This window comes from Sediminicola arcticus, from assembly GCF_040566695.1.
Taxonomy (GTDB): domain Bacteria; phylum Bacteroidota; class Bacteroidia; order Flavobacteriales; family Flavobacteriaceae; genus Sediminicola; species Sediminicola arcticus.
In genome coordinates, this window is sequence record NZ_JBEXAE010000008.1 from 13,394 (window position 1) to 37,110 (window position 23,717).

The 23,717-nt window shown below is 37.1% G+C and carries 24 protein-coding genes and 2 tRNA genes; 16 read left to right on the forward strand and 10 right to left on the reverse strand.

What is annotated here, in order from left to right:
- The first annotated feature begins 61 nt into the window (after window positions 1–61).
- Both ABXZ36_RS13965 and ABXZ36_RS13970 read left to right on the forward strand, forming a co-directional pair.
- Entirely contained in the window at window positions 62–1,015 is a 954-nt protein-coding gene (locus ABXZ36_RS13965) for a transketolase family protein (protein ID WP_354616301.1), read from the forward strand.
- A 49-nt stretch (window positions 1,016–1,064) separates the two neighbouring features.
- Window positions 1,065–1,649 (forward strand): outer membrane beta-barrel protein, encoded by a 585-nt coding sequence (locus ABXZ36_RS13970; protein ID WP_354616302.1) that lies wholly within the window; start codon window positions 1,065–1,067, stop codon window positions 1,647–1,649.
- Window positions 1,650–1,724: 75 nt separating this feature from the next.
- Here ABXZ36_RS13970 and ABXZ36_RS13975 read toward each other — a convergent pair whose 3' ends face one another.
- Window positions 1,725–2,690, reverse strand: a complete 966-nt coding sequence (locus ABXZ36_RS13975) for an FKBP-type peptidyl-prolyl cis-trans isomerase (RefSeq protein WP_354616303.1) — start codon at window positions 2,688–2,690, stop codon at window positions 1,725–1,727.
- A 78-nt stretch (window positions 2,691–2,768) separates the two neighbouring features.
- On the opposite strand from ABXZ36_RS13975, the gene ABXZ36_RS13980 reads away from it, so the two are divergent.
- Genes ABXZ36_RS13980 through ABXZ36_RS13990 form a run of 3 tightly spaced genes read left to right on the forward strand, consistent with a single transcriptional unit; the run spans window position 2,769 to window position 4,217 of the window.
- Window positions 2,769–3,140, forward strand: coding sequence for an RNA-binding S4 domain-containing protein (locus ABXZ36_RS13980; protein ID WP_354616304.1), 372 nt, complete (start codon window positions 2,769–2,771; stop codon window positions 3,138–3,140).
- Window positions 3,127–3,708 carry a methyltransferase domain-containing protein gene (locus ABXZ36_RS13985; RefSeq protein WP_354616305.1) on the forward strand — a complete coding sequence of 194 codons (582 nt, stop codon included), beginning with the start codon at window positions 3,127–3,129 and terminating at the stop codon, window positions 3,706–3,708. The genes ABXZ36_RS13980 and ABXZ36_RS13985 overlap by 14 nt, the downstream gene beginning before the upstream one ends.
- 11 nt (window positions 3,709–3,719) lie before the next feature.
- Window positions 3,720–4,217, forward strand: coding sequence for a phosphoribosyltransferase domain-containing protein (locus ABXZ36_RS13990; RefSeq protein ID WP_354616306.1), 498 nt, complete (start codon window positions 3,720–3,722; stop codon window positions 4,215–4,217).
- On the opposite strand, the gene ABXZ36_RS13995 is transcribed toward ABXZ36_RS13990, so the two are convergent.
- Complete coding sequence (locus ABXZ36_RS13995) at window positions 4,209–4,721, reverse strand: shikimate kinase (RefSeq protein ID WP_354616307.1); 513 nt, start codon at window positions 4,719–4,721, stop codon at window positions 4,209–4,211. The two genes, ABXZ36_RS13990 and ABXZ36_RS13995, sit on opposite strands and share 9 nt — an antisense overlap.
- Window positions 4,722–4,859: 138 nt before the next feature.
- Between ABXZ36_RS13995 and ABXZ36_RS14000 the strand changes: the two genes are divergently transcribed.
- Window positions 4,860–4,932, forward strand: a tRNA-Lys gene (locus ABXZ36_RS14000).
- Between the two features lie 165 nt (window positions 4,933–5,097).
- Here the strand turns inward: ABXZ36_RS14000 and ABXZ36_RS14005 are convergent.
- Window positions 5,098–5,307, reverse strand: a complete 210-nt coding sequence (locus ABXZ36_RS14005; protein WP_354616308.1) for a response regulator — start codon at window positions 5,305–5,307, stop codon at window positions 5,098–5,100.
- Window positions 5,308–6,634: 1,327 nt separating this feature from the next.
- Here ABXZ36_RS14005 and ABXZ36_RS14010 point away from each other — a divergent pair.
- The 8 genes from ABXZ36_RS14010 (at window position 6,635) to ABXZ36_RS14045 (ending at window position 14,414) form a co-directional block, all read left to right on the forward strand.
- Window positions 6,635–6,718: transfer RNA gene (locus ABXZ36_RS14010), tRNA-Leu, on the forward strand.
- Between the two features lie 415 nt (window positions 6,719–7,133).
- A complete protein-coding gene (locus ABXZ36_RS14015; RefSeq protein WP_354616309.1) occupies window positions 7,134–8,384 on the forward strand; it encodes an NAD(P)/FAD-dependent oxidoreductase in 1,251 nt (416 codons plus the stop codon).
- 232 nt (window positions 8,385–8,616) lie between these two features.
- The gene (locus ABXZ36_RS14020) at window positions 8,617–9,516 is read left to right on the forward strand and encodes a MerR family transcriptional regulator (protein ID WP_354616310.1); all 900 of its coding nucleotides are present in this window, start codon (window positions 8,617–8,619) and stop codon (window positions 9,514–9,516) included.
- Between the two features lie 26 nt (window positions 9,517–9,542).
- Complete coding sequence (gene crtID, locus ABXZ36_RS14025) at window positions 9,543–11,000, forward strand: bifunctional phytoene desaturase/3,4-desaturase (RefSeq protein ID WP_354616311.1); 1,458 nt, start codon at window positions 9,543–9,545, stop codon at window positions 10,998–11,000.
- 10 nt (window positions 11,001–11,010) lie between these two features.
- Window positions 11,011–11,850: a phytoene/squalene synthase family protein gene (locus tag ABXZ36_RS14030; protein WP_354616312.1), complete on the forward strand. Its 840-nt coding sequence runs from the start codon at window positions 11,011–11,013 to the stop codon at window positions 11,848–11,850.
- Window positions 11,850–12,299 (forward strand): sterol desaturase family protein, encoded by a 450-nt coding sequence (locus ABXZ36_RS14035; RefSeq protein WP_354616313.1) that lies wholly within the window; start codon window positions 11,850–11,852, stop codon window positions 12,297–12,299. The genes ABXZ36_RS14030 and ABXZ36_RS14035 overlap by 1 nt, the downstream gene beginning before the upstream one ends.
- A 2-nt stretch (window positions 12,300–12,301) precedes the next feature.
- A complete protein-coding gene (crtD, locus tag ABXZ36_RS14040; RefSeq protein WP_354616314.1) occupies window positions 12,302–13,768 on the forward strand; it encodes a 1-hydroxycarotenoid 3,4-desaturase CrtD in 1,467 nt (488 codons plus the stop codon).
- Between the two features lies 1 nt (window position 13,769).
- The gene (locus ABXZ36_RS14045; RefSeq protein ID WP_354616315.1) at window positions 13,770–14,414 is read left to right on the forward strand and encodes a carotenoid biosynthesis protein; all 645 of its coding nucleotides are present in this window, start codon (window positions 13,770–13,772) and stop codon (window positions 14,412–14,414) included.
- Here ABXZ36_RS14045 and ABXZ36_RS14050 read toward each other — a convergent pair.
- The 7 genes from ABXZ36_RS14050 to ABXZ36_RS14080 all read right to left on the reverse strand — a co-directional run bounded on the left by ABXZ36_RS14050 (window position 14,400) and on the right by ABXZ36_RS14080 (window position 22,076).
- Complete coding sequence (locus ABXZ36_RS14050) at window positions 14,400–15,110, reverse strand: DUF3291 domain-containing protein (protein WP_354616316.1); 711 nt, start codon at window positions 15,108–15,110, stop codon at window positions 14,400–14,402. The two genes, ABXZ36_RS14045 and ABXZ36_RS14050, sit on opposite strands and share 15 nt — an antisense overlap.
- Before the next feature lie 4 nt (window positions 15,111–15,114).
- Window positions 15,115–15,681: a TlpA family protein disulfide reductase gene (locus ABXZ36_RS14055; RefSeq protein ID WP_354616317.1), complete on the reverse strand. Its 567-nt coding sequence runs from the start codon at window positions 15,679–15,681 to the stop codon at window positions 15,115–15,117.
- A gap of 2 nt (window positions 15,682–15,683) precedes the next feature.
- Window positions 15,684–16,244 carry a TlpA family protein disulfide reductase gene (locus tag ABXZ36_RS14060; RefSeq protein WP_354616318.1) on the reverse strand — a complete coding sequence of 187 codons (561 nt, stop codon included), beginning with the start codon at window positions 16,242–16,244 and terminating at the stop codon, window positions 15,684–15,686.
- Window positions 16,245–16,323: 79 nt separating this feature from the next.
- Window positions 16,324–18,591: an aconitate hydratase gene (locus ABXZ36_RS14065; protein WP_354616319.1), complete on the reverse strand. Its 2,268-nt coding sequence runs from the start codon at window positions 18,589–18,591 to the stop codon at window positions 16,324–16,326.
- A gap of 198 nt (window positions 18,592–18,789) precedes the next feature.
- Window positions 18,790–19,743 (reverse strand): AAA family ATPase, encoded by a 954-nt coding sequence (locus ABXZ36_RS14070; RefSeq protein ID WP_354616320.1) that lies wholly within the window; start codon window positions 19,741–19,743, stop codon window positions 18,790–18,792.
- 4 nt (window positions 19,744–19,747) lie between these two features.
- Window positions 19,748–21,190 (reverse strand): peptidylprolyl isomerase, encoded by a 1,443-nt coding sequence (locus ABXZ36_RS14075; protein WP_435602561.1) that lies wholly within the window; start codon window positions 21,188–21,190, stop codon window positions 19,748–19,750.
- On the reverse strand, window positions 21,183–22,076 hold the full coding sequence (locus ABXZ36_RS14080) for a peptidyl-prolyl cis-trans isomerase (RefSeq protein ID WP_354616322.1): 894 nt from the start codon (window positions 22,074–22,076) through the stop codon (window positions 21,183–21,185). Before ABXZ36_RS14080 ends, ABXZ36_RS14075 begins: the two co-directional genes overlap by 8 nt.
- 136 nt (window positions 22,077–22,212) lie before the next feature.
- Between ABXZ36_RS14080 and ABXZ36_RS14085 the strand changes: the two genes are divergently transcribed.
- Together ABXZ36_RS14085 and ABXZ36_RS14090 are read left to right on the forward strand one after the other, a co-directional pair.
- A complete protein-coding gene (locus ABXZ36_RS14085; RefSeq protein ID WP_354616323.1) occupies window positions 22,213–22,455 on the forward strand; it encodes a hypothetical protein in 243 nt (80 codons plus the stop codon).
- A 45-nt stretch (window positions 22,456–22,500) separates the two neighbouring features.
- The gene (locus ABXZ36_RS14090) at window positions 22,501–23,667 is read left to right on the forward strand and encodes a serine hydrolase (protein ID WP_354616324.1); all 1,167 of its coding nucleotides are present in this window, start codon (window positions 22,501–22,503) and stop codon (window positions 23,665–23,667) included.
- Window positions 23,668–23,717: the final 50 nt, after the last annotated feature.

A 23,717-nucleotide genomic window follows, 5' to 3' on the forward strand; every position in this document is an offset into this window, starting at 1 on the left:
CTTATCCAAACTCATACTACAAACAGGTGTCCTTAGGACAATACATTAAAGAAATACACAAATGAAAAAATATATAGATCAAGGAAAAAACGATACACGAAGCGGTTTTGGAGATGGGTTAACAGAATTGGGAAGAACAAACCCCAACGTTGTAGCACTTTGTGCCGATTTGGTAGGTTCCTTAAAAATGGAAAAATTCATAGAGGAGAACCCTGAACGCTTTTTCCAAATTGGGATTGCCGAGGCTAACATGATGGGAATAGCTGCTGGATTGACCATTGGAGGCAAAATTCCGTTTACAGGCACCTTTGCAAACTTTTCCACAGGTAGGGTTTACGATCAGATCAGGCAATCTATTGCCTATTCGGATAAAAATGTAAAAATCTGTGCTTCACACGCAGGGGTAACCTTGGGTGAAGATGGTGCCACCCATCAAATATTGGAAGATATAGGACTTATGAAAATGCTTCCCGGCATGGTGGTTATCAACCCTTGTGACTATAACCAGACCAAGGCAGCTACGATAGCCATCGCAGATTATGAAGGTCCTGTTTATTTGAGATTCGGAAGACCAAAAGTGGCCAACTTTACACCGATCGACCAAAAGTTTGAAATAGGAAAAGCAGTAATGCTCAACGAAGGTACGGATGTAACCATCATCGCGACCGGACATTTGGTTTGGGAAGCCCTAATTGCGGCAGAAGCATTGGAGGCCCAAGGGATTTCAGCAGAAGTGATCAATATTCATACGATTAAGCCATTGGACGAAAAGGCCATTTTAAAATCTGTAAAGAAAACAGGTTGTGTCGTTACTTGTGAAGAGCACAATTTCTTGGGCGGATTGGGAGAGAGCGTTGCTAGGACCTTAACCTTGAATCACCCAGCACCACAGGAATTTGTTGCTACCAACGACACTTTTGGTGAAAGTGGTACTCCAGAAGAATTAATGGAAAAATACGGCTTAAATAATAAAGCAATAGAAAAGGCCGTTTTGAAAGTTTTGAAAAGAAAATAGAGATTGGCATCTTTTTTGGAACTAGGTTATTCATAAAACAAAACACATTATGAAAAAAAATTTTTTAGTAGCAGCTTTTGCATTGATCGGCGCTTTTTCATTTGCTCAAAATGGATCAGGATTTGGTATCAAAGGGGGTCTTAACTACGCTGGTAACGGAGACTATTTTGATTCCGCGGAACAAGCTTACAGAAACCCAGACAGAAATGTGGGGTATCATTTAGGATTCTTTGGAAAGATTGGGGACAAAATCTACTTCAGACCGGAATTAATGTATACCAAAACAAAGTCCGACTACGAAAACAATAGTTTGGCTATGAGCAAATTGGACGCTCCCTTATTGGTTGGAGTAAACATTATTGGCCCATTAAATGTTTTTGCAGGACCTGCTTTTCAGTACATTTTAAATACTGATTTTGATGGCGTTATTATTGGTGATGTTGAAAAAGACGTTACCGTTGGGTTGAACATTGGAGCTGGTTTAAGTTTTGGAAAATTTGGATTAGACCTTAGATATGAAAGAGGTTTCAGTGAAAATGAAGTGGCTGTATTTTCAGCTAATAATGTTCCAACAGGAGATAGAATCGACACAAGACCAGACCAACTAATCTTGAGTTTATCCTTGAAGATGTAATTTTCATCAAATGACTTTTATAAAAAAAGCCCGCTACTAGTAGCGGGCTTTTTTTATATGGTAACAGAAAAAATGTTATTTAGTATCCTTATCCAAATAATCGGGAATACCGTCACCATCTGTATCAGGGAAGGTAATATTACCTTCTGCATCAATTACGATCTCATCTCTAGTAGGCGTTCCATCCCCATCATCATCCGCATCCAGATAGTTTGGCGCTTGATTCGTTCTGGCCTTTACCTCAGCATCTATATCTGTATTGTCGTTGAACAAATAACCGTCTCTATCTAGATCTTCCTGAATAGATGGTATACCATCTCTATCATGATCGGTTGCGTTGTAGGCATACAAGTCTATTTTGAAAACTAAAGGACTGTAGGCCGGAATGATTGATTGTGATGTATTGAAATAACCAAGACCTGAAGGAAAAATCATTAATCCAACTCCTGAACCATCTACGGAAAATGTTCCATCATTATTGATGATTGGTTGCCCTCCAGTCTTAAATTCTGACATTGCTTCCGTAAACCCGCGAGTTCCTTGCAAAGGAGCCTGGATTCTTGCTAGATCAAACCATACAGGTGTTTGAGTAGATCCATCAAAAATTCTACCATTCAATAAGCTTCCTTCATATTTGACAAATGCAGAATCTGCAATAGTTGGACTAACTCCAATTCCACTACGAGCGATAATATAATAATAGGTATGAACAACACTTTCATTCCCATCTATACCAAATTCATCTGACGACACTGTCACTGATCCGGTTTGAGCTTGATTTATCAGAGCTATTTTATCCGCATTAGCTCCCGCAATGGTATCTATCTTAATTTTAAAATCGAATTCTGCAGATGGGTTGTCAAACTCTTCATAATTGTAAAAATGGGTCTCTAAAAATTCTTTTATGGATGCATCATCCTCGGCAGCTACCTCATCCAACGCCCTAGGAGGTATTGCCTCCAACCCAGTTCCGTCATCTTTTTTGCATGACCATACCATTCCTATTAATAAAAACAGTAAAAATATTCTGTTTACTCTCATGAATCTCCTTTTAAGGCTCGCAAGATACAATTTTCCCTTATTTTTGTGGAAGTCATCAATAAAGAATTTCAATAGTTTATGCGCATAGATAAATTCCTTTGGAGTGTTCGGTATTTTAAGACTAGGAACATCGCTACAGAGGCTTGCAAGAAAGGTCATATCAAAATTAACGGACAGGCGGTTAAGCCTTCCAGAGAAGTGTATGTTACCGATAAAATTGTGGTCCGCAAAGATCAAATCAATTACGAGTTTACCGTATTGGATATCCCTCCAAGTCGCGTTGGAGCCAAACTAGTTGACATCTACAGGGTAGATACTACACCTAAGGAAGCTTTCGCCCAAAACGACCTTTTAAAATATTCCAAAGACTATTACCGCAAAAAGGGTGCTGGAAGGCCAACAAAAAAAGATCGCAGGGACATAGATGATTATGTAGATGAATCTGAATAGAGATTTTTGGGAGGAGAAATATAAAAATGGCCATTTAAAATGGGACATTGGTTATATTTCCACGCCATTAAAAGAATATATTGACCAATTAGAACATAAGGAGATCAAAATTTTGGTCCCAGGTGCAGGTCATGGGCATGAAGTGGCCTACCTACTCCAATTGGGATTTAAAAATGTATATGTGGTTGATCTGGCCAAACAACCTCTTAAACACATTGCTTCAGTTTGTCCAGGATTTCCAAAGGACAGATTGATACAAGCAGATTTTTTTGATCTCAAGCAAGATAAATTTGATCTGATTCTGGAACAGACCTTTTTTTGCGCGTTGCTTCCCGGTCGTCGTGCAGATTATGTTCAAAAAATGGCAGAATTATTGAGCCCTAAAAGTAAAATTGTAGGCTTGTTATTTGATTTTCCTTTAACAGAAGCCGGCCCCCCATTTGGAGGCATCAAAACAGAGTACGAAACATTATTTAAACCATCTTTTCATATAAAAGTATTGGAGAGGGCCTATAATTCCATTCAACCACGAAAAGATAAAGAACTGTTCTTTATCTTTGAAAAGTAAACCAATACCTCATGCAAAACCAAATTCTTTCACATACGCAGATACAGCACAAGATAAAACGTATTTCTTACCAGATCTACGAGGCTAATGTTGAAGAGTCGGAAATAGTCATTGCTGGTATTGAGGGCGGGGGCTTGTTGTTCGCAAAGAAGATCAGAAGGGTACTTCAAAAAATAACGGATGCCGAAATTATCTTATGCAAGGTATCCATGGATAAAAAAAATCCTGTTGCCAGTGGTGTGCAGACCTCTATTCCTGAAGAGGAGTATGCCAATAAATCTGTGGTATTGGTAGATGATGTGCTAAATTCCGGCACAACCCTAATCTATGGGGTTCACCACTTTCTTAGGGTCCCTTTAAAACAGCTAAAGACTGCTGTTTTAGTAAATAGGAACCATAAAAAATATCCGGTAAAAGCAGATTATAAAGGTATTTCCCTATCTACTTCTTTACAAGAGCATATAAAAGTTGAGTTTAAGGCGAAGAACGACTCTGTTTCTTTAGCGTAATCGCGATTTTATTTCCAAGGCAATATCCTGAGGGGTTCCATCACTAGGTATGGTATGTGTGGCCAAGGAATAAAATGGTGAACGCTCAAATAAATGTTTTCCAAAAAATTCTGGTAAAGCCTCGTCTTCAATATGGGCAATCAAGGGTCTCTTGGACTTTTCTTTGGAAAGACGTTTTACCAGCTCCGGTATGGACACCCTAAGATAAAACACATTGTTTGTATGCCTCGAAATCACTTCCATATTTCCACTGTAACATGGGGTACCTCCGCCCGTGGATAGAACAACATCTAAATTATTTTCCAGAATCTCCAATACAAATTGATGCTCTAATTTTCTAAAACTAAGCTCTCCTTTTTCCTTAAATATTGCGGCAATTTTCATTCCGGTCTTATCCTCAATATAAGCATCTAAGTCTAAAAACCTGAAACCCAAATATTTGGACAACTCCTTGCCCACAGTGGTTTTACCACTCCCCATATAACCAACCAAAACAATTTTCATCTGTAAATTTTGAGTAAAAATGATTCAAATAAAGGGGATTTCAAAAAAAAATAAATTTATTCCAAAAAACACTTGTGAAATAAAATAATGCCCTTATATTTGCACCCGCAAACAGCAATACGCTAGAGCTAAAATAATGACCTGGTAGCTCAGTTGGTAGAGCATCTCCCTTTTAAGGAGAGGGTCCTGGGTTCGAGCCCCAGCCCGGTCACAAAATCTTAAATGATTAAAAAAAGCCCAAAACTTGATGTTTATGGGCTTTTTAAATTTTATGATACCACTGCTGGTATTTGTCCAATCTAAATTGAATCTACACGTTCACAATCTAACTTCAATTAACAATTTAGGTCAATAATTCCTTTACTTTTTCAGCCGTCTATGGCTTACTAATCATATTTATGACCATATCATATTCTTTTAATTTTTCCTTGTCCCTAATATCTAAAGAGGAGCCAACGACATAAATATCTATTTTTTCAGGGATATCCAATTTTGCAAATTCGTCCAAAAACTCCCAACCATCAATAACTGGCATATTTAAATCTAAAAATATTACCTCTGGCAGGCTTTTTTTTGCCTTTAGCATAAACTTTAAATTCTCTAAGGCTTATTTCCCGTTTTCATATACTATAATATTGGAGCAAAAACTACCGTCATAATTCAGCAACACCTTTGTTCCATAAACAAAAATCGGATCATCGTCAAAGATATAAAAGGGTGTTTAATCTAAATTCGGGTAAAAATCAATCAACTACTCGAATATGAGCGATTTTTTTTAAAGAAAATATAATTTATTCCAATTTATTTAAAAAAATTGAAAACATTTAGGCAATACTTTTTTTTTACTCTAGATGGGTATAACAATCGTATGATCCGAAAACCACACGCAACCCTTATAATAATTATTGTTGGGCTTATATTTTCACTGCTCAACTCAAATTACGGTATTTGGTTTCAATCAATTATGGATTCATAAGGTCATCTACTACAAGGAAAGGTCTTTACGTGAGGTGTAAAAAAGAATATTATAATTGTTGTGAAAAATTATTACTTCCCACAATTGTATTTAAAGATCTGAGTAATTTGTCATAACTGTACCAAAACGTAACAGTCTTTAATACAAGACCATGAAAAACATCAAAATCCTGTGGTTTGGTGATAAACCCTGACGCATCATTCTCCTACGCCTTTTTAACATCATGCATTGATGAAGAAGTACTTAAGATAACAACTGGAATATGTATTGTTAATTCTTGACTTTTAATAAAATTCCAAGACCTCATGACCATTCTTTTTAGGCAGATTGATGTCTAGAAATATCAATTCCGGAAGGTTAGTGGTTTTACTCAAAATTCCAATAGCTCATGCACTATCTAACCTTACAGAAATTTTTCTGATTCCAATGTATGCCAAGACTTCACTCATGAGACAGAGATCAACTTCATTATCATCTACTACCAAAATATGTGTATTTTTCATTTATTTAGGATATACCGCATTTATATTTATTTGGATATATCCAAATTTCCCCATCTTACATTTGTACTCTTTTTTTTACAAACAATACCAATTCCCGCCCGTTAATATTCTGGATGCTGTTTTAGCGGTATAAACAGGAAAAAGGGAAGGGCATGATTTTCTTCGTCTACACCATTATCCGTAATCTTAAACAACCAATTTTATTTTTGTGGCACCGCAGTTTACATTGTTGAGGGCTACCCTCTGGGTCGTATTTAAGTACATCCCCTATAATAATTATGCTTTTTACTTGGGTAATTCTCTCCAATTGGCGCTTGGCAGGCATTACCAAGAAGAAAGATTTTTAATCTGAAAGTGCTGAAAATATTTTCAACAACCTTGCCAGTGAAATGGTATACTTAAAAAACATGTCTATATTTGCATCCTCTTATTAAGCCCACGTGGTGAAATTGGTAGACATGCCACCTTGAGGGGGTGGTGTTCGCAAGGACGTGCTGGTTCGAATCCAGTCGTGGGCACAAAACCGCTTTTATAGCGGTTTTTTTATGTGAAATTTTAACGAAGACAGATGGTTCATGAATTACTTCATCCGTACGAACATCCTGATACCATATAAATGATGTGATGGCTCCCCAGAAGCATCGGGTCTGTCGTGTGCACAAAACCGGTTTTATATTGGTTTTTCTTATACTATTTAGTGTCTCACAATGATCGATGATTTAAAAATTAAACGTCCATGCGAATATCAAAAATATTTTAAAAACCACTTTTATCATGTCAATTCACATCAAACATGTGATATTTTAAGGAGTAATAATTTACTGTAAAATACCATTAAAAAGATTTTTCCTGTTATCATCTACTCAATCTTATTCTTTGTAATTTAGTTTCTTTGACCACATCCTATTTGGATGTTAGATATATACTTAAAATATGGGAAAGAATGTCATTATTATTGGTGGTGGGATCATTGGTTTAAGCAGTGCCTATTATTTACTTAAGAATGGACATCAGGTTACCGTTATAGACAAATCGGACCTTACTAAAGGTGCTTCTTTTGTAAACGCTGGGTATATTACACCAAGTCATATTATTCCATTGGCCTCTCCCGGAATGATGGCCAAAGGCATTAAAATGATGTTCAATAGTAGCAGCCCTTTTTATATTAAACCCCGTTTGGATTTTGACTTCCTAAAATGGACCTTGAATTTTAATGCTTCCTCCACCAAAAAAAACGTGGAAAAAGCCATCCCGTTGATCAAGGATATTAATCTTTTAAGTAGAGATTTATACACGGAGATATTCGATTCTGGTGATTTGGGCAACTTCCAGCTAGAAAAAAAGGGATTGCTCATGCTTTATAAAACAACAAAAGAGGGAAATCATGAGGCAGAAGTTGCAAAAAGGGCCGAAGATGAAGGACTAGAGGTAAAAATGCTGACCTTAAAAGAGCTTAATGCCCTGCAACCCAATTTGAGCCAGGATATCTTAGGCGCCATACATTACGAATGTGATGCCCATACCACCCCTACAGAGTTGATGCCCAAATTAGTAGACTATTTAAAACGAATGGGAGTAGTGCTAAAGACCAATGAAGAAGTTACGGACTTTTCATTTCTAAACAGAAAAATTTCATCAGTAACAACCAATAAAGAAACTTATACCGCGGATGAATTTGTTTTGGCATCTGGATCTTGGAGTGAGGGAATAGCTAAAAAATTAAAATTGAAGTTGTTGGTACAACCTGGAAAAGGGTATCGAATTAACGTACATAGAAAAACAGGAATACTTCTTCCAGCTATCTTAATGGAAGCAAAAGTTGCAGTTACCCCCATGCAGGGCTTTACAAGATTCGCCGGGACCATGGAACTTTCTGGTATCAACCATGATATAAAAGCAGAACGTGTGCATGCCATAGCCAATGCTGCAACATCTTATTACAATGAACTGGACATCACGGAAACCGAAAAAAATGATGCTCAGTGCGGCCTGCGGCCTGTTTCCCCTGACGGACTCCCCTACATCGGCCGCACCTCAAGATATGATAATTTGACCATAGCTACAGGACACGCCATGATGGGATGGAGTTTAGGTCCGGCTACAGGAAAATTGGTGACTGAAATAATATCAGATCAAAAACTGTCTATGGATCTTGCTGGATTTCATCCTGATCGCTGCTTTTAGATATAATAGAACTGTTTATTTTTAAAACAAAACCCTGTCCCCATGATCTTGGGAGACTCAATTACTATTGTTACTTTTACCGTGATACAAATAACCCATGCATCTCAGTATTAAATTCAAAACATCACAGATTATTACCCAGAACACCTGAATTTTTTATTAAAATTTAACGATGTATTTAACATTTACTAGGGTTTTTCTTGTAACTTTGTTTAACTATTTTAACCAAATCATGAACAACGTAAAAAAGATTTTTAGCATTAGGGATTTGGAGAACCTTTCGGGCATAAAGGCTCATACAATTAGAATTTGGGAGAAAAGGTACAACCTGTTATCTCCAGAAAGAACTTCAACAAACATTCGAAATTACAGTTTGGTAAGTCTACAGAAATTGCTAAACATTACGCTTCTTTACAACAATGGTTATAAAATATCAAAAATAGCTAAAATTGAGGAGCATGATATTCCTTTGCTAGTGAAAGAAATTGTAGCGAAAAATAGTTTTAAAAACCATGCCATTAATGCATTTAAATTGGCTATGGTTAATTTTGACCAGACCATGTTTTTTAATACCTACAATAGATTATTAGCAGATAAATCTTTTAGGGATATTTTCAATGATGTGTTTATTCCTCTGCTTAACGAATTGGGACTCCTATGGCAAACTGATACCATCAGCCCAGCCCATGAACATTTCATTACCAATTTGATTAAACAAAAAATAATAATAAATACTGAAAAATTACAGAGTATTGAGCCTACCCGAAAAGATAAAACTTTTGTACTCTTCTTGCCAGAAAATGAAATACATGAATTAGGACTTCTTTTTGTCAATTATGAGATTATTCTTAGGGGATACAAGTCTATTTATCTCGGACAAACAGTGCCATTAGAATGTTTGATAGACTTGACCAAATATTACGAAACGCTTCATTTCGTATCTTATTTTACAGTAGAACCCTCAAAAGATAAGATCGATAAATATCTAGAAGAATTCACTACTAACGTTAACCAAGATGGTAAGTCCAAATTATGGATTCTAGGGTATCAAGTTCAAAATTTGAACAAAACCAAACTACCAGCTACCTTAAGCACCTTCAATTCCATTGAGCAATTGGTCCAAGAAATATAAAACATAGCATACCACAACACCCCTTCATGAGTAAAAAAATAATTATTATAGGTTCAGGGTTTTCTGCCTTATCAGCTTCTTGCTACTTGGCTAAAGAGGGATATGAAGTTGTCATATTTGAAAAAAACGATACTGTAGGAGGTAGGGCCAGACAGCTAATAAGAGATGGTTTTACCTTTGATATTGGACCAAGTTGGTATTGGATGCCTGATATTTTTGATAAGTTCTTCAATGATTTTCAGAAAAAAACTTCGGATTATTACCAATTAGACAAATTGAGTCCCGCATACAAAATTTTCTTTTCAGATGACGTTATTACCATTGGTGATCACATGGATAAAATCTGTGAAGAATTTGAACGCATAGAAAAAGGAAGTTCGGCTCGCTTGCGTAAGTTTATAAAAACTGCCCAAGAGAATTATGATATTGCCATCAATAAAATTGTTTTAAGACCAGGGTTATCCCCATTGGAACTTGTAACCAAAGAAACCATATTACGCGTAGATCAATTTTTTAAGACGATAAGTCAGCAAGTACGCAAAGATTTTAAAAACCCAAAATTAGTATCTACCTTGGAGTTTCCTGTATTATTTCTAGGTGCAAAACCCAATAAAACTCCATCTTTTTACAACTTCATGAACTTTGCTGATTTTGGTCTTGGAACTTGGCATCCCAAAGGAGGAATGTATGAAATTGTAAAGGCGATGAAGAGCCTTGCTGAGGAATTAGGAGTGACAATCCACACCAATAGTCCTGTGGAAAAAATCATTATATCTAATAAAAAAGTCAAGGGTATCATTGTAAACGGGGAAGAAATAGATGCTGATGTCATTCTAAGCGGAGCCGATTACCACCATTCTGAAACCTTATTGGATAAAGAACACAGGCAATATTCTGAAGCCTATTGGGACAGTAAGACCTTCGCCCCTTCCTCTTTGCTATTCTATGTAGGTTTTAACAAGAAATTAAAAAATATAGAGCATCATAATCTCTTTTTTGACACAGATTTTGAAAAGCATGCTGAAGAAATTTATGATGAGCCCCAATGGCCAAGCGACCCTTTATTCTATGTTAACTTTCCTTCAATAACAGATGCTAGTATGGCTCCCGAGGGATGTGAAACTGGATTTTTTCTAGTTCCAATCGCTCCTGGCCTGGAAGATACTCCAAAGTTAAGGTCACACTATTTTGATTTAATCCTAAAACGATTTGAGAAGCGCACTGGTGAAAAGGTGAAAAAAAATATTATATTTCAGGAATCGTTTTGTGTAAATGATTTTAAGGAAGCGTATAATTCCTACAAGGGAAATGCCTACGGAATGGCAAATACCTTGTTACAGACGGCCTTCCTAAGACCCAAGTTGAAAAGTAAGAAAGTGGAAAATCTTTATTTTACTGGTCAACTTACAGTTCCCGGACCAGGAGTTCCGCCGGCATTAATATCCGGAAAACTTGTATCTGAACTAATTGCTATGAAAAATTAATATCTGGATTATGAAAGACATTTTTGATAACGTCTCCTTTCAATGCAGCAAGACTGTAACGGAATCTTACAGTACTTCTTTTGCTCTGGCTACAAAAATGTTAGCCACTTCAATTAGGGGTGACATCTACAATATCTACGGTTTTGTGCGATTTGCAGATGAAATTGTGGATACCTTTCATGACTATAACAAACCAGAATTATTCGATAAATTTGAACAAGATTTAGAACATGCTCTTATCCATAAAATAAGCTTAAACCCTATTTTAAACTCTTTTCAATATACATTTCACAAATACCAGATACCAATGCATCTAGTCTCCTCTTTTATGAAGAGCATGCGCATGGACCTCACTAAAAATGTGTATAGAACAGATGAAGAATATAAAGAATACATCTATGGTTCTGCAGATGTTGTTGGTCTTATGTGCCTCATGGTCTTTGTGAATGGTGATGAAAAAGAATATGAACGTTTAAAGGTTTCCGCAATGGCACTGGGAAGTGCCTTCCAAAAAGTAAATTTTCTTAGGGATCTGAAAGCTGATTTTGAAATCCTAAATAGAACTTATTTTCCAAATACAAATTTGAACGAGTTGAACGAATCTTCAAAATCTAGAATAGTAGCAGAGATCAAAGCAGATTTCGATTTAGCCTATTCTGGAATAGTTCAACTACCCAATGAAGCTAAATTTGGTGTGTATACGGCATTCAAATATTATTCCAAATTATTACAGAAACTTCAGAACACTCCCCCTTTGGAAATTAAAAATGCTAGAATAAGCGTACCCAACTATCAAAAATTTCAATTGTTGGCCAAATCTTACGTCAACTGTAAATTAAAATTAGTGTAATGAACATCTTAATTGGATTACTCATATTTTTAGGGACCTTCTCTATCATGGAATTTATGGCTTGGTTTACTCATAAATATGTTATGCACGGCTTCTTATGGTCACTACACAAGGATCATCACAGAAAGGATCATGATTCCTGGTTCGAGAGAAACGACGTATTCTTTATTTTCTATGCCGTTATTAGTATGAGCTGTTTCTATATTTCTTCAAATACAACATTTTGGTATGCCATACCCATTGGTTTTGGTATTATGGCCTATGGTGCTACCTATTTTTTGGTACATGACATGTTTATACACCAACGCTTCAAAATATTTAGAAATGCTAGCAACTGGTATGCAAAAGGCGTACGGAGAGCACACAAAATGCACCATAAACATTTAGGCAAGGGACAAGGCGAATGTTTTGGAATGTTATTTGTCCCCTTCAAATACTTTAAGAAATAGGAATGCCCAACGCCATAGTAATCGGTGCAGGAATTGGTGGTATAGCCACTGCCCTGCGGTTAAATAAAATTGGCTATGATGTTACCGTTTTAGAAGCCAACAGTTACCCCGGCGGAAAACTATACACCAAGGACGTACACGGCTACCGATTTGATCTAGGACCTTCCCTTTTTACGATGCCACACTTAGTGGATGAATTATTTACACTTTTTGATATTGACCCTAAGTCCTTTTTTGAATATTCAAAAAAAGAAGTGATCTGTAATTACTTTTGGGAAGATGGCACTACTTTTTCAGCCAACGGGGATAGTGACGTCTTTATTAAAGAGGCCGCCAAAACCTTTGGGGAAAGCGAGTCTCATTTAAAGAGTTATGTAAATAGCAACACCAAAAAATACGATCTTACTTCCTCCCTTTTTTTAGAGAAATCCCTTCATAAAGCAAGCACATATCTATCTGTAGATACCATAAAAGCCATCTTACAAATAGGAAAATTGGACGTAGACATTACCCTGAATGCCCTTAATGAGAAAACATTTCAAAGTGCAAAATTAGTTCAGTTGTTCAATAGGTTTGCTACCTATAATGGATCTTCACCCTATCAAACCCCGGGTATCATGTCTATGATCCCACATTTGGAAATGAATTATGGCACATTCTTTCCCAAGGGAGGTATGGTTCAAATAAGTAAAAGCCTATATGAATTGGCTGTTAGGCAAGGTGTGACTTTTAAGTTTAACGAGAAAGTAAATCATATTAAAGTAGAACAAAACAAAGCTATTGGAGTTGCTTCTACCAAAAGAGATTATATGGCGGATATTACCGTATCCAATATGGACATATTTCCCACCTATAAAAATTTGCTCCAGGATCAGTCTCATCCTACCAAAGTCCTCGAACAAGAACGCTCTAGTTCTGCTTTGATATTCTACTGGGGTATTTCCCGAGAGTTTCCTGAACTAGACCTTCATAATATATTTTTTAGCGAAAATTACCAAGAGGAATTTTCTGCTATCTTTGAGAAAAGAACCATCTTCAAAGATCCAACAGTCTATATTAATATTACTAGTAAGGAAGAAAAAGTTGACGCTCCTGAAGGACATGAAAATTGGTTTGTAATGATTAATGTACCAGGAAATTATGGACAGGATTGGGAACAATTAAAAACTGAAGCTCGTATTCATATTATTTCAAAGATCAATAAGATCTTAGGTGTAGATATTGAACCATTGATTATGGCTGAACATATTTTAGATCCCATAGGCATTGAGAGAGATACGAGTTCCTATAGGGGCTCTTTGTACGGGGCTGCAAGCAATAGTAAATTTGCTGCCTTTCTACGACATCCAAATTTCAGCAATTCCATTAAAAACCTATATTTCTGTGGAGGATCGGTTCATCCAGGCGGTGGTATTCCTTTGTGTTTATTATCAGCCAAAATAGTTGGGGATTTAGTCCCTAAAGTTTAATATGCTGGATAAAATAATTAAAAATAAAACTACAGTAGCGATAGGGGTTGTATGGTTATTCCATGTTGCAGCGCTTATTGGGATCAGCATAGGATACCAAGAATGGTTTGTATCTAAAACCACTTTAAATCTTTCTATAAGCCTACTTTTGTTCTTTTGGGTATACCCCATGGATAATATAAAAAAATATGTGGCCTTCGCATTATTTTTTGTGGGGGGGATGTTTGCAGAATGGTTAGGTGTTAATTACAGCATTCTTTTTGGCACATACAGCTACGGGAGTAATTTTGGACCCAAGCTAGATGGAGTACCTTATTTGATTGGGGTATATTGGGGTATTCTTACCTTCATATCTGCTACTTTGGCTTCGCATGTCTTCTCAAAAGCCCCACTTAAAATTATACTTGCAGCCGTATTGATGGTCTTACTCGATTTCTTTATGGAACACAGTGCTCCTATTTTCGACTTTTGGACGTTTAAGGGCGGTTCTGCACCCTTAGAAAATTATACTACCTGGTTCGCGATAGCAGCCATCTTTCAGACCGTATTACATTTTTTAAAACAAGAAGGTAACCTTACGTTTGCCCTGCATTTATATACCGCCCAATTGGTCTTTTTTGGGTATTTCTTTCTAATCCTGGGATAGCCCTGGTAATTGCTGTTTTCCATTCCAAGTGCCCATAGAACGATAGGGCTGAAAACGGGAAAACAATTCTTCCTTATACCATTCCAGTTTTCTAGTCTGCTGTATTGCACTTTGATGCTCCTTGCTGCCATAAGCGAACTCCATTAGGGCTTCTTTGTTCTTCCAAACACTAAATGTAGCCATTTGTGTGACAGGAACCTCTCCAATACCTTTTGTAAAAAGAAGGCCCTTATTCCCGACTAAAGAGGCTTGTGAGGTAGGTACGTATTTCCAAAATCTATACAATAACTTTTTCTTGATGGTAGCCCTAGTGATAACAGCTATAAATGGGTTATCAGGATCTATGTTATTACTTTTCTCGAAAGGATTTTTTCCCGACCATTCCCCTTTAGCAACAAGATTTTTCATATAGAGCGTCCAACATTCTTCACTATTATTTTTATATTTTTCTATAAGTTCGGAAGAGCTAAAAAAATTATTTGCAGACACTTCATTATCCCATATTTGTAGAACTGCATATACCGACCAATCTGGAAAAGGATCAAAACCCTCTTTACCACTTCCCATCAACTTATAAAATAGCTGGCCAGATAGCTTGGACATGGGTGCATGACCAAATTGCATCATACCAAAAGCCCATAACTTCTGCCATAAACTGCGATATCTGTAAAATGTAAGCGTAGTGATCTGTGACATAAAGTTACTCCTCTAATAGGGAATCCAACAATTTTCTAGTAGCTGCACTATTCCAATCAGCAGCTCCTGTTTCAGCTACCTTTATTTTTCCCTCCTTATTGATAATATAGGTTGTTGGAAGTACTTTGGAGCTCAACACTTTTGGTTCTTGGGACTGTGGAAAATACACAGGAAGATTGTATTTTTTTTTGTTCAAAAAATCTAACGCTTTTTGCTCCTCCTCATTGGTGACAAACATAAAGGCAACCCTATCCCCATAGTCATTATAAAGTTCCTGCATACTCGGCATTTCAGCTATACAGGGCGGACACCATGTGGCCCAAAAATTAACCAAGATTACCTTTCCCTTTTGAGATTCAAAATTAAAATATTGCATTTTAGAATCTTTCAATTCCCATCTATAGGAATCCAAAGGCACCTGAAACTCAGCCTTTACCATTGCGGCACTACTGGAAAGCAATCTGCTCGCTAGAACCTTAACTTTAAATCCAATAGGCGTAAACAACAAAAGGATAACCCCCAATATTAAAGCAGCATTCAACCATTGTTTCTTGCCTATTTTTAATGACATATTTACTCTTTTATGAGTCCGTCTAAAATCGCACGAACTTTACTATTGTCCCAATCTGCTATCCCCTCCTTATGTATTACAATATTCCCTAATTTATCTAGTAAATATGACGCAGGCACCACTTCATCACTAATGGGCATCTTTTCCCCAATAATTAAATAAGTCACCGGAAAAGTAAAATTGTGTTCTTTCATAAAGGCTTCTACAGGTTCCCGCTCTTCATTGGTAATGATATAAAAATCCATTTTGTCCTTATACTGATCGTATAGATCCTGTATACTGGCCAATTCTGCAACACAAGGTAATTTCCATGAAGCCCAAAGATTGATTAATACGACATTACCTTTGGATTTTTTGAAGTTAAAAAAGTTCCAATTCGCATCTTTCAACCTCCAATTATAATCCGTTATTCGTTCCCTATCCGATACTTCAGTAACATCTGGACTAAATGAAAATATTTTATTCAACAAAACCTTTCCATAATACCCAACAGGCGTTACAAAAAACGATACTATAAAGGCAATAAGCAATATGTTTAGAAAGGTCTTTTTTGTAATTTTCATATGTTAATTTATTTCCAATCAAAACTAAAAAACTCCTGATGATAATCAGGAGTTTTTGTGAACTATTTAAAAAATGAATTTAGGAAGCATTTTCCCTTTTTATCACGTTTAAGGCAGAACCTTCATTGAACCAATCTATTTGGGATTGGTTGTAGGTATGGTTTACTTTTATGGTATCCTTAGTACTATCATTATGAACCACTTCTATAGTTAGTTCTTTGTCTGGTGCAAATGCTGATATATCTAGGAAGTTAAAAGTATCGTCTTCCTGAATAAGATCATAATCTCCTTCATTAGCGAACGTTAAGCCCAACATCCCTTGTTTTTTGAGGTTTGTTTCGTGTATCCGTGCAAAAGATTTTACCAATACCGCTGCTACTCCCAAATGCCTTGGTTGCATGGCCGCATGTTCCCTTGAAGAACCTTCACCATAGTTGTGGTCACCCACTACAATGGTGTTAATGCCCGCAGCCTTATAGGCTCTTTGTGCATCTGGTACCCCAACATACTCTCCAGTAAGCTGGTTCTTTACAAAATTAGTCTTCTTATTATAGGCGTTTACAGCACCAATTAAGGTATTATTTGCAATATTGTCCAAATGACCCCTGTAACGTAACCATGGACCTGCCATAGAAATGTGGTCTGTGGTACATTTTCCGAAGGCTTTGATTAATAATTTTACGCCTTTCAAGCTTTCCGATGTGATGGGAGTGAACGGTTCTAATAATTGTAATCTCTCTGACTTTGGATCTACTCTTACGATCACACTGGATCCATCTTCTTTAGGTGCTAAATATCCGGCATCCTCTACGTCAAATCCTAATGGTGGAAGTTCAATTCCTAAAGGTTCGTCCAATTTCACCTCTTCCCCATTCTCGTTCAACAGGGTATCGGTCATTGGATTAAAATCTAATCGCCCTGAAATTGCTATTGCAGCTACCATTTCCGGTGATCCCACAAAGGCATGGGTATTTGGATTCCCATCTGCCCTTTTTGAGAAGTTTCTATTAAAAGAATGTACGATGGTATTCTTCTCCTCCCCTTTTAGATCACTTCTATCCCATTGCCCAATACATGGACCACAGGCATTGGTAAAAATGGTGGCTCCTAGATTTTCAAAAATCTGTAATAAACCATCTCTTTCTGCTGTGAACCTAATTTGTTCTGAACCTGGATTGATTCCAAAATCTGACTTTGGCTTTATTTTTTTATCTACGGCTTGCTTGGCAATTGAGGCAGCACGTGTCAAATCTTCATAAGAAGAATTGGTACAAGAACCTATCAATCCCCAATCTACCTTTATTGGCCATCCATTTTCTCTGGCTTTTATTCCCAATTCACCAACTGGAGTGGCTAAATCTGGCGTAAATGGACCATTTAAATGAGGTCTTAATTCATCTAGGTTGATCTCTATCAACTCGTCAAAATATTTTTCCGGATTGGCGTATACTTCTGCATCAGCTGTTAAGTGTTCCTTTACGGCATTAGCGGCATCGGCAACATCACTCCTGTCCGTTGCTCTTAGGTAACGCTCCATAGATTCGTCATACCCAAAAGTAGATGTGGTAGCACCAACCTCGGCACCCATATTACAAATGGTTCCTTTACCGGTACAGGAAAGGTTTTTAGCACCTTCACCAAAATATTCTATTATGGCTCCGGTTCCACCTTTTACGGTAAGAATCCCAGCCACTTTCAATATTACATCCTTAGAGGAGGTCCAACCAGAAATATTACCGGTCAATTTAACTCCAATTAGTTTTGGGAATTTCAATTCCCATGCCATTCCGGCCATCACATCTACCGCATCAGCGCCACCAACTCCTATGGCTACCATTCCCAATCCTCCAGCATTCACTGTATGCGAATCTGTACCGATCATCATTCCTCCTGGAAAAGCATAATTCTCCAATACCACTTGGTGAATAATTCCTGCCCCTGGCTTCCAGAATCCTATTCCGTATTTATTAGATACCGATTCCAGAAAATCAAATACCTCAGCGCTTGTGCTATTAGCAACCTTTAAATCGGCGGCTGCACCACTTTTTGCTTGGATCAAGTGATCACAATGTACTGTAGTAGGAACGGCAACCTGAGGCTTTCCGGCCTGCATAAACTGCAATAAAGCCATTTGTGCAGTCGCATCCTGACATGCTATACGATCTGGTTTAAAGTCTACGTAGTCTTTACCCCTTTTAAATTCCTTTGTAGAATTTCCATCCCATAAATGGGAGTATAAAATTTTCTCCGAAAGGGTCAGTGGTCTTCCAACGATCTCGCGTGCTTTATCAACTCGCTCGGCCATATTGGAATACAATCCCTTGATCATATCGATATCAAATGCCATTATTATGTTTTTTGTTTAAGTTAATGCAATCCAACAAAAATAATAAAATAGAAGGGGCAAACGAAATTTTAGGCCTACGATTCATATCATTTTCATTGAAAAATCAATGAATGCTTCACAAAAAAATGAATTTGTTAATTTTTTGGAAGAAAATAAGCATATTCGCTTACGATAACGTTTGAAATTTGAGTATTGGAACTAAAGTAAACGGCGAATTAGATCGTCTTCTGAGATCCCTTCGGCCTCTGCCTTGTAGTTTTTAATGATTCTGTGCCTTAAAATACCCCAAGCAACCGCTTTTACATCTTCTATATCTGGAGAGAATTTACCATTAACGGCAGCATGTGCCTTTGCTGCTAAAATAAGATTTTGTGATGCCCTTGGTCCTGCTCCCCAATCTATATATTGTTTAACGTAATCTGAGGCTGTAGGTAAATTTGGCCTGGTGCTGTTCACCAATCGCACAGCGTATTCAACCACATTATCAGGGACAGGAATCCTGCGGATCAGATGTTGTACATCCACAATTTCCTGTGCACTGAAAAGGGAATTTATAGAAGCGGTATGATCAGAGGTTGTAGACTTAACCACTTCAATTTCTTCTTCAATGGAAGGATACTGTAATTCTATAGCGAACATAAATCTATCCAATTGCGCTTCTGGCAAAGGATAGGTCCCTTCTTGTTCTATAGGGTTCTGGGTTGCGAGCACAAAATAAGGCTCCGCCAATTTATATTGGGTCCCTGCAATGGTAACGGATCTTTCCTGCATGGCCTCCAGAAGGGCTGCCTGAGTTTTAGGTGGGGTACGGTTAATTTCATCCGCAAGGACGATATTGGAAAATATTGGTCCTTTTATAAACTTAAAATTACGGTTTTGGTCCAAAATCTCACTTCCTAGAATATCACTAGGCATAAGATCTGGTGTAAACTGTATCCTTTTAAAATCTAAGCCCAAGGTCTGGGCAATGGTGTGAACCATTAAGGTTTTTGCCAATCCGGGCACACCAATTAAAAGGGAATGCCCACCAGTATAGATGGACAATAGTATTTGGTTTACTACCTCATCTTGACCTATGATCACCTTTGCAATTTCTTGCTTTAGTGCTTTGTGTTTTTCTACTAAGCTATTGATGGAAGCAACGTCTGACATGCACTTACTGCTTTACCCAATTGTTTGCAAAATCGCATCCCTTATTGTCCTTGTTTACGCTGATATAGGTGTCCTCAATATGTTCTGACATCCACTTTTCAATAGCCTTGAACTGCTTATCACGAAGTGCCAACTCCTGAATCTTTAAATAATCCTTGGAAAAATTTGCCTCGTGCTCATCATACCTATTGGTAATCTTCATAATCTTATATTTTGGAGCCCCTCCTCTTGGATCTTCCTCTAAAATAGGCTGAGAAATCTCATTATCCTTCAAGTTACGAACCTGATTGTAAAGGGTAGGATCCATTTTTGTCAATTCAAAATGGGAATCAAAATTGGTAGGGTTCCTCAATAGACCACCATCAAATTTGGTTTCCTTTTCATCTGAAAAATTTTGGGCTGCCTCAGCGAAGGTATATTTTTCATCCATCACATTTTGACGCACACTATCCAGTTCTACCTTGGCGGCATCCATAGCTTTTTGAGGGATTTCTGGTGCAATCAATATGTGCCTAAGATCTACTTCTTGACCTCTTATTTTTTCAATATAAATAATATGATAACCAAATGTGGTCTCAAATGGCTCTGATATCTCCCCTTCTCTTAAACTAAAGGCAACGTCCTTAAATTCTTTAACGAACCCTGTCTGTCTGGTCATACTGTAAAAACCACCTTTGGATTTTGATCCTGGGTCTTGAGAGTAAAGAATGGCCTTTACACTAAAACTGGCGCTATTATCTTCTACATCAGCTTTTATGGCCTTCAATTTGTCTATTACCTTTTGCTTTTCCACTTCTGGGGCTGCGGGCTCCTTTACTATTTGTGCAATTTCTAATTCGGCCCCAAATACAGGACGCTCATCTGTAGGGATCTTGTTAAAGAATTGGCGCACCTCTTCTGGGGTAATCTCTATTTCGCCTACAATCTTTTGCTGCATTTTCTCTGACAGCATTCTTAACTTATTGATCTTAAAAAGCTCCTCTCTAAAACTCTCCTCATCGTTCTTGCGATAGAACTTTAGAACTTTTTCAATAGAACCTACTTGGGATACAAGAGATTGCAACTGTCTTTCACTAGTGGAATTCACCTCGTCGTCTGAAACCAAAATACTATCCTGAACTGCCTGATGGGCATACAAACGATCTTCCATTAATTTTCCCAGTAAGCCACAGCGGGTGATATCTTCTGTAGAGGCTCCCTGACTTCGCAAATCGATCAAGGTTTTTTCTATATCCGATTCCAGAATTACATAATCTCCTACCACAGCTGCTACCCCGTCTAATTTTATTCTTTTAAAATTGTTTACGGTATCTTTTTTATACCCTTCATTAGCTTCCACTGCAGTATCTTGTGGTTCTACCTGAGTATCAGGCGTTTTATCGTTTTCCTGTGCATACCCCATTACCGTTAAAAGTAAAGCGGTTAAAAAAGTGATCGTCTTATTCATCTTGTACATATATCTCAAATTCTTTTTCTTTTATAGCCTCATCAATAATTTCGGTCTCTAGCTTTCGCATATAATCCAACCTTCTTCTGTTCATGAGAACCTGTCTTATGGAAGGCCTTATAAATGATAATGGGGCAATATCATTAACTTCTAACACATCAATTACCTTGCCCAAATATACCCCTAATGAATCCTGAATTTCAAAAAATTGTGATTTTTTTAAGTACAACGCCTCATTTTCAAGACTTAAGGGAGTTATTTCCTTTACAATTCTAGAAACCTTTACCCAAACAGAATCATTAAGGTTTAGCTTCCTAAATTGCATGCTTATAGAGTCTAAAAAAGCTATATCCTTCTTATTGAAACGCTTTAGTTTCTCTGCTACAGCATCTTTTTTCAAAAATTGCGGGGGTAATTCCACAAATCGGATCATCATGAGTTTCTCCCTTAACTTAAAATTTTCTTTTTCATTCTCATAAAAGGCGAATAGCCCTTCTTCATTCACAATAGTATCTAGAGCCTGCTGTACCAATGCTTCTTTATAAGCCCTAGTATATAGATCTATCCTATAATCGTCTACTAGCTTATCAAACTCGGCAAGTTTATCTACTGGTAGGTTAATCCTTGATTTTGAGAGTAGCAATTGCTTAGATGCCCATGTATTTATATAATTGGATACAAGCAATACACTATCAGCTTTAGACATGTTATCCGTTATTAGAGGGGCAATATCCTCTTCATAGAGATACACTTCTCCAACACGGGCTATAGCCTTGTTATCCTTCTTTTTTTTCCAGATTCCTTCGCATGAAGCTCCTAGAAAAAGTAACGCAAACGCGGATAGTAGGACAAGAAGTTTAATGAAATGTCGAGTTATTAAAAACATCCTGCAAAAGTAACAAATAACCATCGCTGTGCAAGTTCTGATTTTCTGCCAAAAATCAACTATTTTTAACAAATGTTTAGAAATACTAAGCTTTTGTAACCCAAAAACACCTTTAGGATCTATATCCTTGCAACGTATGAGCAATAGAAGAATAAAATTGATTTGGGACTTTAGGGGCCCCGCTGCCGCTAAAACAGCTGAACACCACGAAATACATTTAACAGATTATATAATTGCAGAAAAATTAGATTTAGGAATAACAGGCTGCAAAACCTTTAGTGAAATGCACAGCATTGCCTTTTTGGTAGTGGATGAATCAAAAATGATTGAGGTCCGTGACGCCTTAAAACCTCATAGGGGAGAAGTTTATGAAGACTAAACCCTTACCTATTATTAGTTTCTTTTAACCTTACTATGAGCACCCGTGAAAAATAAATATTTATACGTTTTTTGGATTCTCCTAACGGTCATTGGTTGTAAGGATGACGTGCCCCTTCCTGATAATCCATTGGCATATGTTCTAAAATCAAAAAATCAAAAAATTAAAAGGGTACTAGACAGTATCGACAAATACGAAGTGCAGATAAGATTTACCTCGATCTTCCGAAGAAACGATAGTATTATTTTAGAGGATCACGATTTTCAGGTGAATTCAGAAAATTATTTTTACCCTGCAAGTACTGTTAAATTTCCCTTAGCTATTCTTGCCTTAGAAAAACTAAACGAGAATGATAGCCTTACTATGGATACACGTTTTTTTGTGGAAGGAGACACCATCACTACCACTTTTGCAGAGGAAATCAACAAAATATTCGCAGTTAGCGATAATGAGGCCTACAATCGCTTATTCGAATTTTTAGGAACAAATGAGATCAACCTGCGTTTGGCAAACAAAGGAATTAGCCCTGTACGCATCTCACACCGCTTGTCTACCGAAAATGCAGACCGTACCACCACCAAGCCCCTTGTTGTTTATTTAAACGATAGCACCCTTACCAATAGACGAAAATCATACAACAAAGCTCCAGAAAGACTGTCCTTGAATGGTGTAAAAAAAGGCCGAGGGTATTATAATGAAGAGGAACTTATTTTGGAACCCTTTGATTTTTCCCTTAAAAACTATTATACCATTGAAGCGCAACATGCAGTCTTGAAACGGATTATTTTTCCAGAATTATTTTCAAGAAAGGAACAATTTCGCATTAGTAATGAACAACGACAACGGCTTTTGAAAGCGATGAGTACCGTCCCAAGACAAGCTGGTTATAATGCAACTAAATTCTACGATAGTTATGGAAAATTCTTTATCTACGGTGATACAAAAGAGCCTATCCCAAAGACCGTAAAAATTTATAACAAAGTTGGCTATGCATATGGTACTTTAACCGACTGTGCTTATATAAAGGATACGGTTAACAACATAGAATTTTTGATCACCGCCACTATTCTAGTGAATAGCAATGAGACTTTCAATGATGACCAATACGAATATGAAACAATAGGCATCCCGTTCCTGGCAGAACTAGGTAGAGAACTTTACCAATTACAACTATCCATAAAAAACGGAACCTTTGGAACTTCTACACCTTGATTTGTGTACCTAGAAATACGTATAATAGTGCTCTTGGCAGAATTGCGTTG

Excerpts from the sequence above, each read along its gene's own strand:
- ABXZ36_RS14060 (WP_354616318.1), bottom strand. The coding sequence starts at position 16,244 with ATGAAAATTACAAAAAAGACCTTTCTAAACATATTGCTTATTGCCTTT.
- crtID (WP_354616311.1), top strand. The coding sequence starts at position 9,543 with ATGAGTAAAAAAATAATTATTATAGGTTCAGGGTTTTCTGCCTTATCA.
- ABXZ36_RS13975 (WP_354616303.1), bottom strand. The coding sequence starts at position 2,690 with ATGAGAGTAAACAGAATATTTTTACTGTTTTTATTAATAGGAATGGTA.
- ABXZ36_RS13985 (WP_354616305.1), top strand. The coding sequence starts at position 3,127 with ATGAATCTGAATAGAGATTTTTGGGAGGAGAAATATAAAAATGGCCAT.
- ABXZ36_RS14020 (WP_354616310.1), top strand. The coding sequence starts at position 8,617 with ATGAACAACGTAAAAAAGATTTTTAGCATTAGGGATTTGGAGAACCTT.
- ABXZ36_RS14035 (WP_354616313.1), top strand. The coding sequence starts at position 11,850 with ATGAACATCTTAATTGGATTACTCATATTTTTAGGGACCTTCTCTATC.
- ABXZ36_RS14065 (WP_354616319.1), bottom strand. The coding sequence starts at position 18,591 with ATGGCATTTGATATCGATATGATCAAGGGATTGTATTCCAATATGGCC.
- crtD (WP_354616314.1), top strand. The coding sequence starts at position 12,302 with ATGCCCAACGCCATAGTAATCGGTGCAGGAATTGGTGGTATAGCCACT.
- ABXZ36_RS13990 (WP_354616306.1), top strand. The coding sequence starts at position 3,720 with ATGCAAAACCAAATTCTTTCACATACGCAGATACAGCACAAGATAAAA.
- ABXZ36_RS13980 (WP_354616304.1), top strand. The coding sequence starts at position 2,769 with ATGCGCATAGATAAATTCCTTTGGAGTGTTCGGTATTTTAAGACTAGG.
- ABXZ36_RS14030 (WP_354616312.1), top strand. The coding sequence starts at position 11,011 with ATGAAAGACATTTTTGATAACGTCTCCTTTCAATGCAGCAAGACTGTA.
- ABXZ36_RS13965 (WP_354616301.1), top strand. The coding sequence starts at position 62 with ATGAAAAAATATATAGATCAAGGAAAAAACGATACACGAAGCGGTTTT.
- ABXZ36_RS14005 (WP_354616308.1), bottom strand. The coding sequence starts at position 5,307 with ATGCTAAAGGCAAAAAAAAGCCTGCCAGAGGTAATATTTTTAGATTTA.
- ABXZ36_RS14075 (WP_435602561.1), bottom strand. The coding sequence starts at position 21,190 with ATGAATAAGACGATCACTTTTTTAACCGCTTTACTTTTAACGGTAATG.
- ABXZ36_RS14070 (WP_354616320.1), bottom strand. The coding sequence starts at position 19,743 with ATGTCAGACGTTGCTTCCATCAATAGCTTAGTAGAAAAACACAAAGCA.
- ABXZ36_RS13995 (WP_354616307.1), bottom strand. The coding sequence starts at position 4,721 with ATGAAAATTGTTTTGGTTGGTTATATGGGGAGTGGTAAAACCACTGTG.
- ABXZ36_RS14050 (WP_354616316.1), bottom strand. The coding sequence starts at position 15,110 with ATGTCACAGATCACTACGCTTACATTTTACAGATATCGCAGTTTATGG.
- ABXZ36_RS13970 (WP_354616302.1), top strand. The coding sequence starts at position 1,065 with ATGAAAAAAAATTTTTTAGTAGCAGCTTTTGCATTGATCGGCGCTTTT.
- ABXZ36_RS14015 (WP_354616309.1), top strand. The coding sequence starts at position 7,134 with ATGGGAAAGAATGTCATTATTATTGGTGGTGGGATCATTGGTTTAAGC.
- ABXZ36_RS14085 (WP_354616323.1), top strand. The coding sequence starts at position 22,213 with ATGAGCAATAGAAGAATAAAATTGATTTGGGACTTTAGGGGCCCCGCT.
- ABXZ36_RS14080 (WP_354616322.1), bottom strand. The coding sequence starts at position 22,076 with ATGTTTTTAATAACTCGACATTTCATTAAACTTCTTGTCCTACTATCC.
- ABXZ36_RS14045 (WP_354616315.1), top strand. The coding sequence starts at position 13,770 with ATGCTGGATAAAATAATTAAAAATAAAACTACAGTAGCGATAGGGGTT.
- ABXZ36_RS14055 (WP_354616317.1), bottom strand. The coding sequence starts at position 15,681 with ATGTCATTAAAAATAGGCAAGAAACAATGGTTGAATGCTGCTTTAATA.